The 17,274-nt window shown below is 55.1% G+C and carries 11 protein-coding genes; 5 read left to right on the forward strand and 6 right to left on the reverse strand.

The features are described from left to right. Positions 1–12: 12 nt before the first annotated feature. A complete protein-coding gene (locus tag FHW71_RS16445; protein ID WP_179452543.1) occupies positions 13–1,677 on the reverse strand; it encodes a ShlB/FhaC/HecB family hemolysin secretion/activation protein in 1,665 nt (554 codons plus the stop codon). A 453-nt stretch (positions 1,678–2,130) separates the two neighbouring features. Here FHW71_RS16445 and eptB point away from each other — a divergent pair, with 453 nt between their 5' ends. Beyond that, positions 2,131–3,783: a kdo(2)-lipid A phosphoethanolamine 7''-transferase gene (eptB, locus tag FHW71_RS16450; protein WP_179452542.1), complete on the forward strand. Its 1,653-nt coding sequence runs from the start codon at positions 2,131–2,133 to the stop codon at positions 3,781–3,783. Positions 3,784–3,843: 60 nt separating this feature from the next. Here the strand turns inward: eptB and FHW71_RS16455 are convergent, their stop codons facing one another. Continuing rightward, positions 3,844–4,416, reverse strand: coding sequence for an XRE family transcriptional regulator (locus tag FHW71_RS16455; protein ID WP_179452541.1), 573 nt, complete (start codon positions 4,414–4,416; stop codon positions 3,844–3,846). Positions 4,417–4,479: 63 nt separating this feature from the next. Between FHW71_RS16455 and FHW71_RS16460 the strand changes: the two genes are divergently transcribed. Next, complete coding sequence (locus FHW71_RS16460; RefSeq protein ID WP_179452592.1) at positions 4,480–4,989, forward strand: GNAT family N-acetyltransferase; 510 nt, start codon at positions 4,480–4,482, stop codon at positions 4,987–4,989. Positions 4,990–5,033: 44 nt separating this feature from the next. Further along, positions 5,034–5,567: a GNAT family N-acetyltransferase gene (locus FHW71_RS16465; protein ID WP_179452540.1), complete on the forward strand. Its 534-nt coding sequence runs from the start codon at positions 5,034–5,036 to the stop codon at positions 5,565–5,567. Between the two features lie 515 nt (positions 5,568–6,082). On the opposite strand, the gene malT is transcribed toward FHW71_RS16465, so the two are convergent. Beyond that, complete coding sequence (gene malT / locus FHW71_RS16470) at positions 6,083–8,785, reverse strand: HTH-type transcriptional regulator MalT (RefSeq protein WP_179452539.1); 2,703 nt, start codon at positions 8,783–8,785, stop codon at positions 6,083–6,085. Between the two features lie 274 nt (positions 8,786–9,059). On the opposite strand from malT, the gene malP reads away from it, so the two are divergent. Then, positions 9,060–11,453 carry a maltodextrin phosphorylase gene (malP, locus tag FHW71_RS16475; protein ID WP_179452538.1) on the forward strand — a complete coding sequence of 798 codons (2,394 nt, stop codon included), beginning with the start codon at positions 9,060–9,062 and terminating at the stop codon, positions 11,451–11,453. After that, entirely contained in the window at positions 11,450–13,492 is a 2,043-nt protein-coding gene (gene malQ / locus FHW71_RS16480; protein WP_179452537.1) for a 4-alpha-glucanotransferase, read from the forward strand. The genes malP and malQ overlap by 4 nt, the downstream gene beginning before the upstream one ends. A 134-nt stretch (positions 13,493–13,626) precedes the next feature. Here malQ and malM read toward each other — a convergent pair whose 3' ends face one another. The 3 genes from malM to malK all read right to left on the reverse strand — a co-directional run bounded on the left by malM (position 13,627) and on the right by malK (position 17,100). Beyond that, positions 13,627–14,550: a maltose operon protein MalM gene (gene malM, locus FHW71_RS16485; protein WP_179452536.1), complete on the reverse strand. Its 924-nt coding sequence runs from the start codon at positions 14,548–14,550 to the stop codon at positions 13,627–13,629. Between the two features lie 97 nt (positions 14,551–14,647). Further along, positions 14,648–15,949: a maltoporin gene (locus tag FHW71_RS16490; protein WP_179452535.1), complete on the reverse strand. Its 1,302-nt coding sequence runs from the start codon at positions 15,947–15,949 to the stop codon at positions 14,648–14,650. 41 nt (positions 15,950–15,990) lie between these two features. Next, on the reverse strand, positions 15,991–17,100 hold the full coding sequence (malK, locus tag FHW71_RS16495; RefSeq protein WP_061719670.1) for a maltose/maltodextrin ABC transporter ATP-binding protein MalK: 1,110 nt from the start codon (positions 17,098–17,100) through the stop codon (positions 15,991–15,993). Between the last annotated feature and the right edge of the window lie 174 nt (positions 17,101–17,274).

Raw genomic sequence — 17,274 nt, forward strand, 5'->3', positions numbered from 1 at the left:
AATCTTTGCCTCTTAGAAAACCAGCCCGACGCGGGCGTAAATGCTGACGTGATCCGGCTGGAGATGGCCGGGATAGCTAAGCGGAATGCCGACGGTGTACTGGGTGTAGAAGTTGCGGCCACGCGTGCTGAGACCTAGCGCGCTGCCCCACAAGGTGCCGGTAGACTCGCGGTTCTGCGCGTCGCTCTTTAACCAGCCGCCGTCGATGGCGGCCAGCGCGCTGACGTCGCCTAAAACGGGCAGCGTAAACAGGCTGTAGCTAAGCTCGTTGCGCAGATAGCCACCGGCATCTCCGGAGAGATACTGCTCCTTAAAGCCGCGCACCGAGCTTTCGCCACCCAGCGTCAGGCGTTCGCTGCCGTACAGTCGATCCGCCGACCACTGGCCGTAAATGCTGCTCAGCAGCCACAGTTTGTCAGCCAGCGGGCGCTGGAAGCTGCCGCTGATGCTCCACTTGCGGAACTGTGCTTTGGGCAGATCGCCGGTTTTTCCCGCGTCATCTTCGGCATCAAACCACGGCATGCCGCGGCTGAACGTTGGATTGAGCGTAGCGACGCCGCCGAGGATTTTCTGCGTATGATTGAGTCCCAGCTGCGCGCTGGAGATTTTGCGGCTGCTGCTCTGCAACAGGGTATGGTTGAGATAGTTGTGGCTGGAGTAGTGATTCAGGCCGAGCTGGACGCCGGTTTTGATATCGCCGTTACGAAACAGCACCCACGAACCGTTAAGCCGGTGCGACACGTTGTCGCCGTTGCTCAGCCAGGTAAAGCCGTTGTTGACGAAGCTGCTGTGATAGTTGCTCCAGCTGTAGCTGTAGTCGAGCAGGCCGTAGCCGTAGGGCACGCTGACGCCCGCCTGCAGGTTTTGCGCATCACGCCAGTCGCTGAAGGCGCTGCTGCGTCCGCCGCTGATAAACCAGCGGTCGGCCAGTCCCAGCAGATTGTTTCCCGTCAGCGACGCGTTGAGCTGACCAACGCCGGTGCTTTTCTGTCCGCTATTATCGAAACCTAATGATGCGCTGATCGGAAATTCCGGTTTGGCCGTTAGATTGACGACCGAATAACCGGTTTTAGGCGACGGCTGTATTTCAATCTGCACCGGCGTGGTGCGCACGCGGTTAATCTGCTCCATGCCCTGCTCAATATCGCGCAGGTTAAGCACCTTGCCTTCCAGACCGGGAAACGCCATCTGTAATGAACGCGGATGCTGGCCGTCGAGACGAATGGCGTCCAGCTTCCCTTCCAGCACCGGAATAATTAACTCACCCTGCGATAAATCCTGTTCAATTAAAAATGCCCGACTGGTGATATAGCCGCGCTGCATATACCAGTCAGAAATGGCATGCACCAGCGAATTAATTTCGGTTAAGTTCAGGCAGCGATGAATATAAGATGCGGCCAGCGATTGCTGCTGGCCGGCAGAAATTAGCGTGGCGTTGCGAATAGCGATATGCTGCACCGGGAAGCAGGGACCCGCCTGGCCGGAATCCGCTGCTGGCGTGCTCTGCGGCGCGGTAGCACGCCACAATGCGTCACGCTGCTGCTGGTCATTTTGCAAACGTTGCTGTTGCTGGTTCTGAATATAATCACGGTCGCCAGGATTTAACGGTGCCGCAAATGCAGAAGTTGTGATCATACCGACGCACAGCGCCAGTGACATCCATGTTTTTGCCATCATAATAAGACTTAAGGGAAATTGATTGTAAGTTTTGTGTAAGCACTTTTGTGCAGAATATCACCTTAACAATCAGAAAGTTCCTGGCTCCTTATAAAAACTTTAATTTCCTGTTTATTCAATTTTATAAATCATGAAGTTTCCCCTTAACGCAAATAGTCAGTCATTCCATCATTTTTACCGACAATGTTTACTTTCATGGTCATGCATGCTGAATGAAATGATGAGAGAAATGCATATACAGAATGAGGATCTTCACTGCATTGATTAGCAGTCTGAGGGGAATGTGGTGGTAGCGAGCCCTAATCGAGGCATAAGCGCCTACCTTTGGTTGTTACATTATAACATACTTTAGGCCCAGCAATGGTTGAACTGATCCCCAAATCCATCCTCTTACCTAGGGCTGTCAATTTACAGGCAAGTGATTTAGTTGTTCATTATAATAACGGGGAATACATGTTTAAAAAGGGTTGGGTTAAGCAGTTTTATATACCGGCGTTTATTTCGCTCTATATCGGCGTACTTCTTAATATTCCGATTTTCATCCGTCGCTATACGCAACTGCAGTTTGATAATACCCTTTCATTAGTGACTGAGGTCATCGCTGCATTTTGTTTGGTGATGCTGTTAACGTTGTTAACAACATTAACCGGAAAATATCTGTCGCGCGTATTAATGACCATGCTGGCGATATTCTCCAGCGCTGCCAGTTATTACATGATTTTCTTTAATATTGATATTGGTTATGGAATTATAGCCGCAGTTTTAGCCACCGATTCATTAGACCTTTCTAAGGAATCGGTGGGTTGGCACTTTATGCTGTGGATGGTGATCATTAATATCGTCCCGCTTTGGCTAATCTGGCGCGGAATGCGCATTAATCCAGTAACAAATATCAGTAAAAAGCGTTACTGGTCCTATAAAACTATCGCCATTGTTATCGCCGCATTAGGTTGCTGGTTGCCGCTAACGCTAATGGGCAAGGTGCAGGATGAACAGGATAAGAAGAATAATCGCATGATGGCCAGCTACGGCGGCATTGTTGCGGGTACCTATTCACCGTCTAACTGGTTATCGGGCGTTGGCTTGCTGGCTTATAGTTCGTTCAGCCAGGCTGAAGATAATCGTAATCTTTACGATCCCGCTGAACACTTTAAATACGTTCCACCGAAAAATGCGGATAACTTGTATATCGTGTTTGTGATTGGTGAAAGTGCCCGCCGCGATCATATGGGTTTATACGGTTACGATCGCGATAACACGCCTTATCTCGATCACGAAAAAAACCTGGTTCACTTGCAGGGCTATTCCTGCGATACCTCCACCAAGCTCTCGCTGCGCTGTATGTTTGTCAGAGAAGGTGGCGCTTCAGAAGCCCCGCAGCGCACGCTGAAAGAGATGAATGTCTTCACGGTGATGAAGAAGCAAGGCTTCTCTGAAGATCTCTATTCCATGCAGAGCGAAGCCTGGTTCTATAACAAAGTCATGGCCGACAGTTATTCGATGCGTGAATCTATTCAGGCGGAGAAGCGCAATGTCGGTAAGCCGGTGGATGATATGGCGTTAATTAATGAATTGCAGGACTCAATTCAGCGTCATCCGCAGGGGAAACATATTGTGATTCTTCACACCAAAGGCTCACATTATATGTATACCGAACGCTATCCACGCGCGTTTGCACGTTATACACCGGAGTGTCAGGGCATTGACGATGCCTGTAGCACGCAGGAGATGATCAATTCCTACGACAATAGCCTTTTGTATACCGATTATTTTCTCAAGCAGACTTTCGATAGCCTGAAAGATAAAAATGCCATCGTGTTTTATGCCTCTGATCATGGGGAATCGATTTCCGATAATCTGCATTTCCACGGCACGCCACGCGATCATGCACCAATGGCGCAACGCACGGTGCCGATTATGGTTTGGGCATCGGATAAGTTTTTAAGTGACAGTAATAACAAAGCGTCTTTTGCCAAACTTCAGCAACTGCAGAATGACAAAACGCCGGTATTCCACGAGAAGTTATTCGACTCAATATTAGGTTGCTCAGGTTTTACCTCACCGGATGGCGGAATTAATTCGCTCAGGAACTGGTGTGCGCATTAAGGTACAATCCAGGCGGCAGTTTTACGTCCATTAATAATGGATGTTTAACTGCTGCTGCTTTTATTTGAGTACGATTACCGCATAACGACAACGTTGTTCCGAGTCATTCCTGAAAATACAGTCAGCAGGATCGCCCAATTCAAGACAATCGCCCGTCTGCATTTCGAAGATTTTATCGCCTTCTTGAAAACGTAATTCACCCTCTAGAACCCAGATAAGCTGACGGCGCGACACATAGGAAATGACCGGCATCGGCACGCTAACGCCGGGCGGCAATTCTATGCTGACAAGATCGAGCGGTATCTGCCCCGGCGACACATGTCGTCGGATATATCCCGTTTCAGGATCCTGCCAAACCGGTTGCTGGTGCTGTTTCAATAATGTGCCCGTCTGCACTTCGCTCAACGCGATCAGTTGCGACATGCTCATATCAAACGAACCCGCCAAACGTGCCAGCAACGTTGCTGTAGGACTGCTTTCTCCCCGCTCAATTTTATGGATCATCGCCCGTGATACGCCTGACTGCTCAGCCAATTCGGTCAGCGACCAGCTGCGTTTTTCTCTTTCAGCCTTCACTTTTTTGCCAATTCGCGCGTTTAAATCATCTTCTTTAGTGGATTTTTCGTCTGACATAGTAGATATATAAGATAGTGTACGAAGCGTCTACTTTAGTGGCATAGCAGCGAGGTGTCTATGGTGAACATACGTCCGGCAGTTGAAAAAGATGCAGCGGTAATCACGGATATTTATAACCATGCCGTGCAGAACAGCACAGCCATATGGAACGATAAAACGGTCGATATTGCTAACCGAATCAAATGGTTGTCAGATCGGCAATCGGCAGGATTTCCGGTTCTGGTCGCCGTTGATGAGCATGATATTGCGCTCGGTTACGCTTCCTATGGTGACTGGCGTCCGTGGGATGGATACCGCTATACGATTGAACATTCGGTTTATGTCCATAACGCCGCACAGGGAAAAGGTATTGGATTAGCATTAATGCGGTCACTTATCACGCATGCGACCGCGCAAGGTAAACACGTGATGGTGGCGGGCATTGAGTCTGAAAACACACCTTCAATCGCGTTACATCTCAAGCTAGGATTTACCGATGCCGGACAGAATAAACAGGTTGGAACGAAATTTGGCCGCTGGCTGGATCTTACATTTATGCAACTACGGCTAGATAACAGGGACAAACCTTAATTGACGATGACCTGGCTGGAGCAAAAGCCCAAAATGGAGGACATATGACGCCAGAAATCAAAACGGAACGATTAATCCTGAAGCCGCTGGAAAGCCGCGATGGGCAGGCGATGCAAATCGCCTTCCCGCGCTGGGAGATCGTGCGTTATCTCAATGCCAATGTACCCTGGCCTTATCCTGAAGGTGCCGCGCAGGATTATGTCGATAACGTGGTGTTGCCCGCCGTCAAGGAAGGTCGATGCTGGTGCTGGAGTATCAGACGCCAGGAGAGGCCTGAGGAATTAATTGGGCTGATCGAACTGCGTGATGGAGAAAATGATAACCGCGGATTCTGGCTGGTACCTGAGTGGCAGCAACGTGGATTCATGAGTGAAGCCTGCAACGCCGTTAATGATTTCTGGTTTAAAACGCTGGGCCGCAAAGTATTACGCGTGCCAAAAGCGGCGGTGAATACCGGCTCGGTGATGATCTCACGTAACTCTGGCATGCGTCTGATAGAAACCGGTAAAAAAGAGTATGTGGCGGGTGTTCTCGATTACGAATTATGGGAGTTAACCCGCGAAGAGTGGCTCACATAAAAAATCAGCCAAATCAACGTAGGTCCGCCCGTTTATATCTTAATGCTCGTCAGTTCGGTGTCTTTCGGTCGCCATAAATGGCGACCCTACAGAGGATTGGCGCGGTTTTTCGTTGGGAACGTATTCATGCGCACCAGGTCGCCATGAATGGCGACCCTACGGGGTTTGTAGCGATGGTAAATCAGGAAAATGCATAGTTGCTGCAGCGCGGGGGTTGAGGCGACATCCTAAACCGCTGAACGAATGAGGGATTCCAGGGCGAGCCGCATGGATGCGGCGAGAGGTGGCGCTGAGCAGGAGCGAATCGACACCGGTCCGTCAGGAATCGTGAAGGAGTGAAGGTACCGCGCAGCGGCGGGTTGGGCTGGCGCAGGGCCCGGGAGTGCAGAGGGCGCGGCCAGGCGTCCTCTGCTCGGTCGCCGCACCAGAGTACTGCAACTGCCTCAGCAGATAGCGAACGAAAGTCGCTCTGCGCTTAACTGAGCGGCATTACGCCATTTATGGCGACCGATTTGTTACACATACCCCATCATCCGCAGCATCGACTGCGCCTGATTCATCGCTTCCGCGCGGTGCGTCACGCCCAGTTTTTGGTACAGATTGCGGATATGCGTTTTGATGGTGGTGGCAGCAACATCCAGCTCGCCAGCGATCTGGTCGTTGCTGTATCCCGAATAAATCAGCCCCAAAACCTGCCATTCGCGTTGAGTTAACGGGCTGGTGCGGATCAGCTCCGGCACATCGGGATGATTAATCAGGCGGCTAACAAAACCTTCGTCAAAATGGGCAAACTTATGGCGATGATATTTATTTATCTCACTGAGAATGCGTCTGGCGCGATGGTTATCAAGCTCATCCAGCGTGTTGAGCTGAATAAGCTGACGCAGCTGCTGCGCCATCGCTTCACCTTCAATCACAAAATGGCTGACGAAACCGGTGCTGCGCGCCAGTTTCAGCGCTTCGGTCAGCGCCTGCTGCGCTTCCGCTTTGCGCTGGGTTTGCCAGTAGATCTGATTTAACAGCAGCAGATTGCGATTCATGTCGCTCATTAGGTTGAGCGCGCGGGCGTTATCATTCAACTCGTCCAACACCACTTCGGCCTGGCTCATATTTCCCAGCAAGATCTGCGCGCGCGCCACGTTGCGCCACTGCCCTTGCAGGAAGTGATTATTGGCGAACTCCGGTTTTGCCGTCTGGCGCATCCAGCTGCTGGCGCTTTGACTGTCGCCGGTCATCTGCCAGAAAATCACCCGCACTTTATCGGCATTGGCGATCCAGTCGCTGTGCAGCGATCCGTTGTTGAGTAGATTCTCAAGCCGACTAAGGTGACTGCGCGCGTTATCAAGATTGCCGCGCGCCAGCGAACACTGCACTAACAAGCCGAGGCACTGAATCTGCTGCTGCGGCTGATAACCTTTCAGCACTTTTATCCCTTCACGCGCCGCCTGTTCCGCTTCGTCGAGTCGGCCCCACGCCCATAACAGTTGCGCGCGAATACGCAGCAGGAATTCATGCATCGGAAACTGTGTCAGATGCTGTTCTTTGACCAATACAAACGCCCGATCCTGCATCTCATAAGCGGACTGTAAAAATCCCTGCGCGAACAGAATTTCACTCTGCTGGATTAGGCTCCACAGCGCGTAATTCCACGCTTCTTCGCGACGCGCCATCTGCTCGGTTTGGCGCATCAGCTTCAGCGAACTGCTGAGCTCGCCTTTGCAATGCATCACTTCGCCCAATACCGAAGTGGCCACAATGCAGCTGTATTGACGGCTTTCCGGTAGCGCGTCGAGCGCCAGCAACGCCAGCCGCTCGGCTTCCTCGGCGTTACCGTCGTTGATAGAAACCTGCGCCAGCAGCGCGTTAAATTCGCCGCGCAGCACATCATCAATCTCTTCGCTGCAGGAGTGCTCAAAGCGCGTCAGCAAACTGCTCACCTCGGAAAAACGGTGCTGGCTTTGCATCAACCACGCCTGCAACAGCAGCAGTTTTGGATTTTCCAGCAGAATCTCCCACGGCAGCGCCTTGAGAGAATTTTCCAGCAGCGTGAGTTCGCTCTGATTAAACAACGTCCAGGCGTATTGCAGCAGCACGTCGCGCAGCATTAGCGCATCACCGGCAGCCAGCGCATGATGGATCGCTTCGCCCGGAAAACCGAGGCGCATCCAGCTTTCAGCCGCCGCGCGATGCAGCGCAGGCAGTTCCGCCGCCAGTTCCCACTGACAGCGCTGACGCAAGAAACTGCCAAACAGCGGATGATAGCTAAACCACTCGCCCGAGTTATCCATGCGCTGCAAAAACAGGCCCTGACGCTCAATCTCTTCCAGCCGCATCTGCCCTTGCTCTTCACCGGTTACGCAGGCGATCAGCGTGTCGTTCATCGATCGCAGCAGCGCGCTTTTCAGCAAGAACTGTCGCGTGGCGCTATCGACGTTATTCAGCACTTCCTCAACCAGATAATCCGCCAGATGGCTGGCGTTAATGCCGGACAGGCGGCGCGCGGAATCCTGGGCAGAGCTGGCGCCCTGACGCGTCGAGAGCGCGATCAGTTGCAACGCCGTCGCCCAACCCGCCACGTCATCGCACAAACGCCCGCTCTCTTCCGATTCCAGCGGCGTCGTCAGGCGGCAATCAAAAAACTGTTTGGCTTCATGATGGGTAAACGCCAGCTGCTGGCTGCCCAACTCAATCAGCTGTTCACGCACGCGCAGGTTGGCAATGCCGAGCTGCGGCAAATTACGTGACAGCAAAATCAGCGTCACATTTTCCGGCTGGTTGCGGAGAAAGAAGCGCATCGCGTCGTGAATCGCGGGATTGGTGATGTGATGGTAATCATCAATGATCAGCCAAATCGGCTGCTGCCATGCCGCCAGCTCACTGAACAGTTGAGCGAACAGCGCATTTAAGTTGATGTACTGCCGTTTCTGCGCCAGCGCTTCGCTGGAGGCGCAGCCGCCCTGCGTGGCCTGTTGCAGAGCGGCGATTAGGTAATCGACGAAGCGTTCAGGTTGATTATCGCCCTCATCCAGTGAATACCAGCCCAGATTGGCTTTACCCGCCGCCCATTGTGAGATCAGCGTGGTTTTGCCATATCCCGCCGGACTGGTCACCAACACCAAACGGTAATTGCCCGCCGCGCCCAATTTTTGCATCAGGCGCTCGCGCGCAACGGTGTTCTCAAGGCGGACGGGTCGGCTAAGTTTGGAGGGTATTAACATCGGTGAACGCTTCTCCCTAAACGTGGCGCATCATTATTTTACGCTTCGTAATTAATAGTCACATACGTTCAGACATTCATTTACCTATTGCAAGCGAACCCATTAAGCAGTCTTAACAAAAGCGACGGTTATCACATTCCTGTCACACTTTAAGATTTCCCTCAGCCTCTCCTCCCCGCTCATCCTCCCCGCTGAATTTGGTGCGGGAGGAGGAGCACGTAATGGCTGACGCGCAGAATGAAGCACATTCACCTCCGCCCTTACAGGACTGATTATGAAATTTGATCGCACCCGTTTCAAACACGCGCTAACCCGCCAATGGCAACGTTTTGGTCTGCACGATGCGCAAGAGATGACGCCCAACCAATGGTGGCAGGCGCTGAGTGGCGCACTGGCCGACATGCTGGCGGAGATGCCTGCGACGCCATCAGCCACACCGCAACGCCACGTTAACTACATCTCGATGGAGTTTTTGATTGGCCGATTAACCGGAAACAATTTGCTCAACCTCGGCTGGTATGACGAGGTCAACGCGGCGCTGGCCGAGTGGAATATTACGCTTAGCGACGTGGAGGAGTGTGAAACCGATCCGGCGCTGGGCAACGGCGGTTTGGGCCGGCTCGCTGCCTGTTTTCTCGATTCGATGGCGACGGTCGGACAACCCGCCACCGGCTACGGACTCAATTATCAATATGGCCTGTTCCGCCAGCACTTCGTTGATGGCGCACAGCAGGAGATGCCGGATAACTGGCAGCGCGATAGCTATCCGTGGTTTAACCACAACGCGGCGCTAACCGTGCCGGTGCATCTCGGCGGCAAAGTCATCACGCAAAATGGCGTTGTGCGCTGGCAGCCTGCGGTGCAAATTCTCGGCGAAGCCTGGGATTTGCCGGTGGTGGGTTATCAGAATGGCGTCACCCAGCCGCTGCGTCTGTGGCAGGCGAAACATGCGCAGCCGTTTAATCTGCAGCGCTTCAATAACGGGGATTTCCTGCGCGCCGAGCAGCCGGGCATTGAGGCCGAAAAACTCACTAAAGTGCTCTATCCCAACGACAATCACGACAACGGCAAAAAGCTGCGCCTGATGCAGCAATATTTCCAGTGCGCCTGTTCGTTGGCGGACATTCTGCGCCGTCACCAGCGCGCCGGGCGCAGCATCGAATCCTTGCCGGATTATGAGGTAATTCAACTTAACGACACCCATCCCACGCTGGCGATCCCCGAGTTGATGCGTCTGCTGCTGGATGAACACGCGCTGAGCTGGGATGAGGCGTGGCACATCACCCAGCGCACCTTTGCCTATACTAATCACACCTTGATGCCTGAAGCGCTGGAGTGCTGGGATGTACGCATGGTGCGCGCCCTGCTGCCGCGCCATATGCTGATCGTTAACCAACTCAATTCGCAGCTGAAAAAGCAGGTGGAAGCGCAATGGCCGGGCGACGAAGCGACCTGGGCGAAACTGGCGCTGGTGCACAACAATCAGCTGCGCATGGCCAATCTCTGCGTCACCAGCGGCTTTGCGGTGAACGGCGTGGCGGCGCTGCACTCGCAGCTGGTGGTGAAAGACCTGTTCCCGGAATATCACGCGCTGTGGCCAGAAAAATTCCATAACGTCACCAACGGCATCACGCCGCGCCGCTGGATTAATCAATGCAATCCGGCGCTGGCGGCGTTGATCACTAAAACTCTCGATCAGCCGTGGCTTACCGATCTCGATCAGCTGAAAGCGTTAGAAACCTACGCCGATCACGCCGCATTCCAGGCGCAGTATCGCGCCATCAAGCAGCAGAACAAGGTGGAACTCACGCAATGGATCGCAGAACGCACCGGCATCAAGGTGAATCCCGAGGCGATGTTTGATGTGCAAATTAAGCGCCTGCACGAGTACAAGCGTCAGCATCTGGCGCTGCTGCACATTATCGCGCTGTGGCAAACGCTGGTGAGCGATCCGCAGGCCAACCTGACGCCGCGCGTGGTTCTATTTGGTGCCAAGGCCGCACCGGGTTATGTGCTGGCCAAAAACATCATCTACGCGATTAATAAAGTGGCGGCCACCATCAACAACGATCCGCGCATTGGCGATCGCCTGAAAGTAGTGTTTGTGCCTGATTACAACGTTTCGGTTGCCGAGCGGCTGATCCCGGCGGCGGATATCTCCGAGCAGATTTCTACCGCCGGCAAAGAGGCATCCGGCACCGGCAACATGAAGCTGGCGCTGAACGGTGCCTTGACCATCGGCACGCTGGATGGCGCTAATGTGGAGATCGCCGAGCAGGTTGGGTCCGATAATATCTTTATCTTTGGTCATACCGTCGATCAGGTCAGCGCGTTGAAAGCGGAAGGCTATTCGCCTGACGCATGGCGCAAAAAAGATGCGCAGCTGGATCGGGTATTGAAAGCGTTAGAAGACGGCACCTTTAGCGACGGCGACGTCACCGCGTTCGAGCCGCTGCTGCATAGCCTGAGCGCTAAAGGCGGCGATCCTTATCTGGTGCTGGCCGATTTTCGTCACTACCTCAATGCGCAGGCGCAGGCTGAAACCTTGTGGGCCGATCAGCACGGCTGGACGCGCGCCGCCATTCTCAACACCGCGCGCTGCGGCATGTTCAGCGCCGACCGCGCCATCCGCGACTATCAGCAACGCATCTGGCAGGCCGCGCGATGAACAGCACTATCACACCAACCGTCGAAATCGCCAGTGAATACATCGACGCGCACGGTCAGCTGCAATCGGTCTCTGCCGTTACCCGCCAGCGTTTGCTGGCGGCGATGCATCCCGCGAAACCGCACGCTTCGCCGCTGCCGCCGGTGCTGATCGTGCAGGGAGAACACGCGGAGATTGTGCTGCCTGCGCCCGGCATGGCAGGCGAGTGGCAGCTGATCGCGGAACAGGGCGAAAGCTGGCAAGGGCGCGCTATCGCCAACCAGCCGATCGCTTTGCCTGCGCTGCCTTTGGGTTATCACCAGCTCAGCTACACAGCGCATCCGCAGACCTTTCACTGCCGGATTATTGTCGCGCCGGTTCGCTGTTACGAGCCGCCAGCCATCCAGCAAGGGCAATCGCTGTGGGGCGCCTGCATTCAGCTTTATACCTTGCGATCGGCCACCAATTGGGGAATCGGCGACTTCAGCGACTTAAAGCAGATGCTGGTCGAGGTCGCGCAACGCGGCGGTGCCTGCATTGGGCTGAACCCGCTGCATGCGCTGTTCCCGGCAATGCCGGAGAGCGCCAGTCCGTACAGCCCGTCGTCGCGGCGCTGGCTCAATATGCTGTATATCGACGTCGCCGCCGTTGAGGATTTTATGCTGAGTGAAGAAGCGCAACGCTGGTGGCAAGCAGCCAGCACGCAACTGGCATTACAGGCGGCGCGGGATGCTGATTGGGTCGATTATTCAGCGGTAACCGCGCTCAAACTGCAGGCGCTGCGCTTTGCCTGGCAGCAGTTCAGGAAGCGCGGCGCGGATGATGGCCTGGTTGCCGCCTTTGAAGGTTTTATGCAGCAAGGCGGCGAAAGTTTGCTGCATCAGGGCGTTTTCGATGCGCTGCACGCTGCTCAGATCGCCGAAGATCCTCAGCGCTACGACTGGACAACCTGGCCTGCGGCGTTGCAGTCGCCTGACAGCGCAGCGGTGCGCGCATTCCGCATCGAACACACCTATGAAGTGCGCTTTTATCTGTGGCTGCAATGGCTGGCCGCGCGCCAATTCGCTGACTGCTGGGCGGTGTGCCAGCAGCAGGCGATGCCGATTGGCTTATATCGCGATTTGGCGGTGGGCGTGGCGCAGGGCGGCGCAGAAACCTGGAGCGATCGCGAGCTTTACTGCTTGCAGGCCAGCGTCGGCGCGCCGCCCGATATTCTCGGCCCGCTCGGCCAAAACTGGGGATTGCCGCCGATGGATCCACAGATTATGCAGGCGCGCGCCTACGAGCCGTGGATTGCGCTGCTGCGCGCCAACATGCACGACTGCGGCGCACTGCGCATCGATCACGTGATGGCGCTGCTGCGGTTGTGGTGGATCCCGCAGGGCGAAAGCGCGGCGGAAGGTGCCTATGTCCATTATCCCATCGACGATCTGCTGGCGATTCTGGCGCTGGAGAGTCAGCGCCATCACTGCATGGTGATTGGTGAGGATTTGGGTACGGTGCCGGAAAAGATTATCGGCAAGCTGCAGCAGGCGGGCGTCTACTCCTACAAAGTGCTCTATTTTGAGCAGACGTCAAAAGTGGCCTTTCGCGCCCCTGCCCGCTGGCCACGTCAGGCGATGGCGGTCGCCACCACCCACGATATGCCAACCCTGCGCGGCTGGTGGCAAAGCGATGATTTACGGCTGGGCAGCGAGTTGGGGCTGTATCCCGATAAACAGATCCTTGCCGGGCTAAACAAGTCGCGTTTGGCCGCACGACGCGCGCTGTTTAAGAGCCTGCAACGCAGCAATTGCTTACCCGAACAGGCCGAACCGCAGGTGATGGATCGCGCGTTAAGTGCGGCGATGCAGCGCTATCTGGCGGAGAGCAACAGCGCGCTGCTGGGCCTGCAACCCGAAGAGTGGCTGGATATGGCTTCCCCAGTGAATATCCCCGGCACCACCAACCAATATCCCAACTGGCGGCGCAAACTCAGCGCCTCGCTGGAGGAGATGTTTGCTGACGCGGAGATAAACGCATTGTTAGAGGATATTGATCAACGGCGGAAGCGGGTTTGATTGGGCATTTATATGTACCTGGTCGCCATAAATGGCGACCCTACAGGATCGTAGGGTGCGCATTTATGCGCACCTGGCAAAAAAAGGTGCGCCGAAGCGCACCAGATGGGACAAATCAGCACTGCCGGGGCGGATTACCCCTTGCCTTTAACACTGCTGATAAACACGTGTCTGGCGGAGGTGGAACCTAAACGCTCGGCCTCATCCAGCAGCTGCAACGCCTTATCGATATTGCCCTTCTCAACTGCTTCACGGATGTTCTGATTAAAGTAACCTTCGGTATCCGTCATGATCGGTTTAGGTTTTGCGTCCGAAACCGGGGCAGCACGATAGGTAGCAGGCGCAACTGGCTGCGTATTACCGACGGTAACCGGCGCAGGACCCGATGATCCAAACAGCGGCCCAACCAGAATTGATGAACCTGAACTGGTCTTCACTTTGAGTTTCAGCGTTCCATCGCGGCTATGCTGAGCAATCGGATCGGGGATATCCGGCACCGCATTGCCGGTGCCACGGGCGTAGGCTTTCGCCGGGTCCAGTAAGGTGGTGGTTTCGGTCAAATCCTTCTCGGTAGTGAACACCAGCAGATAGATCTTTTGCTGACCCAGCGCCGGCGTCAGTTTCATCACGCCTTCCAGCCGATCCGCTGCCATCACGCCCGGCTGCTGATAGGTGAAAAAGCGCGCCGGGAACCAGGCTGCTGGACGCATATTCTCATCCAGCACCAGCACATTCGGCGCAAATACCTGATTTTGTTTTACTTCACTGCTGAGCGTAATGGTGAGTTCACCGATATTCGCTGGCAGGCTATAAGCGGCCACCGAACCCGTCACGCCCGCAGCGTTAAGATTTGCGTGGTTTTCACTCAGCGTGGTGACCTGCGTGCGGGAGGTATCTACCGGCAACCAGCTCAGCGTTTGCAGGCTGGCGGCAGGGAATGTGGGTGCTGCAGAGAGATCCTGTGGTACCAGATTGACATCAGCCAGCGCCGGTAAACTTTGACCGGCCAGCAACGCGGTGCTCAGGCAGAGCGCAAAAACCGTTTTTTTCATTCTCATTGTATAACCTCAAAAAACTGTCAGGCTGCGGCGCGAACCAGGCAATGGCGCGCCGCGCCAAAAAGAGAGGGTCTCAGTTAAGCCACAAGCGGGAGCATTACCACCAAATCTCCATCTGCGCCCCGAATGTCACTTCGTCGTTGTTGCCACGGCTGTTGGTCAGAATGCCGTTGCCGCTGCTGTCGTTAGAGGCAAAGGAGGTCAAATCACCTGAGCTGTCTTTGCTGTAGCCCCATTTCTCATCCCACTTGGCATAGGTAGCGAACAGACGCAGCGCCGGACGCGACCAGATGCTGTCGCCCGCCTGCCACTGTTGTGCCAGCGTCACTTTGTACTGACCGTTGCGCTCGTTAACCTGCTGCGATTTCACGTTGTCGTAGCCCACTTCAAGCAGCGTGCTCATGATCGGCGTCCACTTGTACATCGGGCGCACGCCCACGGTGTACCACTCGGTACCACGGTTGTTATCCAGATCGGTGTTCTGATACATGGCGACGTACATCAGATCCCAGCGATCGGCGAGGTTGATTGCACCGTGATCGAGTACGCGATACATGCTGCCGCTGTTGTTGATGTTGGTGCCCTGCGGCAAGCCTTTGCCTTGTGAAGTCAACGCATCGGTGGCGTACTGCAGCACGAACTTGTTGTAGCCCTTCATCATGCTCTGCGTATGTTCGGCGGTGAACATCCAGCCATCTTTGGAGGCGTTATCTTCGAGGCGATAACCGTCACGCGCGTTGGCGCGGCCATAATCAACGCCCAGTTCCAGCACGCCGTTCGGGTTGGTTTCGAGGCCCGCTAAACGCACATCAAACACGTCGTTGGCGGTGCTGGTAGCGTAATCACGAATCTGATCGCTGGAGAAGGTGTAAGAACCGCCCGCTTCCGAGGAGCGCGTGGCGGCAAAAGAGAGTTTGCCGAAGCCGAGATCCACATCTTCCAGACCGGCACCGGGACCGGAAATATCCCAGTAGTAGAAGTCGATCATATGTACGTCATGACGCTGGTAGAAACGCTTACCGGCCCAGATGGTGGAACCCGGCAGCGCATCAATCAGGTTTTTGCCCTTCACGTTGGCTTCGCGGAACGCCGGGGATGTCGCTTCCCAGTCATTCTGCTGGGAAACCGAATAGGCGACGTTGGTATCGAAATAGAAGCTCTTATCGCCCTCTTTCCACACTTCCTGGCCCAGCTTCAGCTCAGCGTAGGTTTCACATTCGTTGCCCAGACGGTATTTACTTTGTGCGCCGGTGGCCTGAAAACATTGCTGTTCCCCGCCGCTGCCGGTCCAGCCGATGCCGGAACGGGCATAGCCGGTAAAATCGACTGCCATCGACGGGGCAGCGAGCGTACCTGCCGCGATAGCAACCGCGATAGGGAGTTTGCGCAGAGTTAACATTTTCTATCTCCTGAGGTCATTGCTTTTATTGTTTTGCAGGGCTAAACACCGGGCTCCTGATGCAACCTGCGACAGGCGCTGCCATCTTCACGGAAAAGATGGCAACGCTCCGGCGGCAGGCCGATGCCCATCAGGGCGCCCTCTTCTACCAGCACGACGTCCTCCTGGCGATAAACCAGGCTTTGACGAATGGCGGGAATCTGGATGTGAATTTGCGTTTCGTGTCCCAACTGCTCGACCACCGTCACCTCGCCTTCAAGGGTGACGTCAGCGATATCGCTGGAGAGCAGATGTTCGGGACGAATGCCTAACGACATGTTGCTGCCCACCTGCACACCCGCGCTGTCGACCGGCAGCCACACCAGTTGGGTATTCGGTAAACGCACCTGCACCTGATCGATGGCGGTGGCGGTAACTTTTACCGGTAAGAAATTCATGCGCGGTGAGCCGATAAAACCGGCGACGAAACGATTGGCGGGATAGTGATAAAGCTCGAGCGGCTTGCCGACCTGGGCAACGTGGCCGCCATCCAGCACCACGATCTTGTCCGCCAGCGTCATCGCTTCGGTCTGATCGTGGGTGACGTAAATCATGGTGCGCTTCAAGCGCTTATGCAGGCGTGAGATCTCAATGCGCATCTGTACGCGCAACGCGGCGTCAAGGTTAGAGAGCGGCTCATCGAGTAAAAACACGCGCGGTTCTGCCACCAGCGTACGGCCAATCGCCACGCGCTGACGCTGCCCGCCCGACAGCGCTTTCGGACGTCGCTCCAGCAGATGCGCCAGCTGCAGCACTTCCGCTACCTGATTGACGCGCTGCTGGATTTCCGCTTTGCGCGTGCCAGCCAGCTTCAGGCCGAACGACATGTTCTCAGCCACCGAAAGATGGGGATACAGCGCATAGGACTGAAACACCATGCCGATGCCGCGCTCGGCGGGCGGCACCTCATTCATGCGTTTGTCGCCAATAAACAGATCGCCGCTGGTGATGGTTTCCAGCCCGGCAATCATGCGCAGCAGCGTCGATTTGCCGCAGCCTGAAGGTCCGACAAAAACCACGAACTCTCCTTCGGCGATCTCAAGGCTGATGTTTTTCGACACCTCAGTTTCGCCCCACACCTTGGAGACACTGCGCAACGTAACGCTCGACATGATGCTTTCCTCTCAGCTTGCTATTCCTTGTCCGCAAATCGGCGGACAGACCCCGGCGACCACTATGGGCAAGGACATCAAGGCCGACATCCTCCACCGCAGCGCGTCAGCGTGGGGGAGGAGACGGGAGGAGGAGATCGTGCAGTCGCGTCTGATAAAACGCGGCAGGCAACC

The organism is Enterobacter sp. Sphag1F, from assembly GCF_014193275.1.
Classification (GTDB): Bacteria; Pseudomonadota; Gammaproteobacteria; order Enterobacterales; family Enterobacteriaceae; genus Pantoea; species Pantoea symbiotica.

Coding starts and splice junctions, on each gene's coding strand:
- FHW71_RS16455 (WP_179452541.1), bottom strand. CDS start 4,416: ATGTCAGACGAAAAATCCACTAAAGAAGATGATTTAAACGCGCGAATT.
- eptB (WP_179452542.1), top strand. CDS start 2,131: ATGTTTAAAAAGGGTTGGGTTAAGCAGTTTTATATACCGGCGTTTATT.
- malT (WP_179452539.1), bottom strand. CDS start 8,785: ATGTTAATACCCTCCAAACTTAGCCGACCCGTCCGCCTTGAGAACACC.
- malQ (WP_179452537.1), top strand. CDS start 11,450: ATGAACAGCACTATCACACCAACCGTCGAAATCGCCAGTGAATACATC.
- malP (WP_179452538.1), top strand. CDS start 9,060: ATGAAATTTGATCGCACCCGTTTCAAACACGCGCTAACCCGCCAATGG.
- malM (WP_179452536.1), bottom strand. CDS start 14,550: ATGAGAATGAAAAAAACGGTTTTTGCGCTCTGCCTGAGCACCGCGTTG.
- FHW71_RS16445 (WP_179452543.1), bottom strand. CDS start 1,677: ATGATGGCAAAAACATGGATGTCACTGGCGCTGTGCGTCGGTATGATC.
- malK (WP_061719670.1), bottom strand. CDS start 17,100: ATGTCGAGCGTTACGTTGCGCAGTGTCTCCAAGGTGTGGGGCGAAACT.
- FHW71_RS16490 (WP_179452535.1), bottom strand. CDS start 15,949: ATGTTAACTCTGCGCAAACTCCCTATCGCGGTTGCTATCGCGGCAGGT.
- FHW71_RS16465 (WP_179452540.1), top strand. CDS start 5,034: ATGACGCCAGAAATCAAAACGGAACGATTAATCCTGAAGCCGCTGGAA.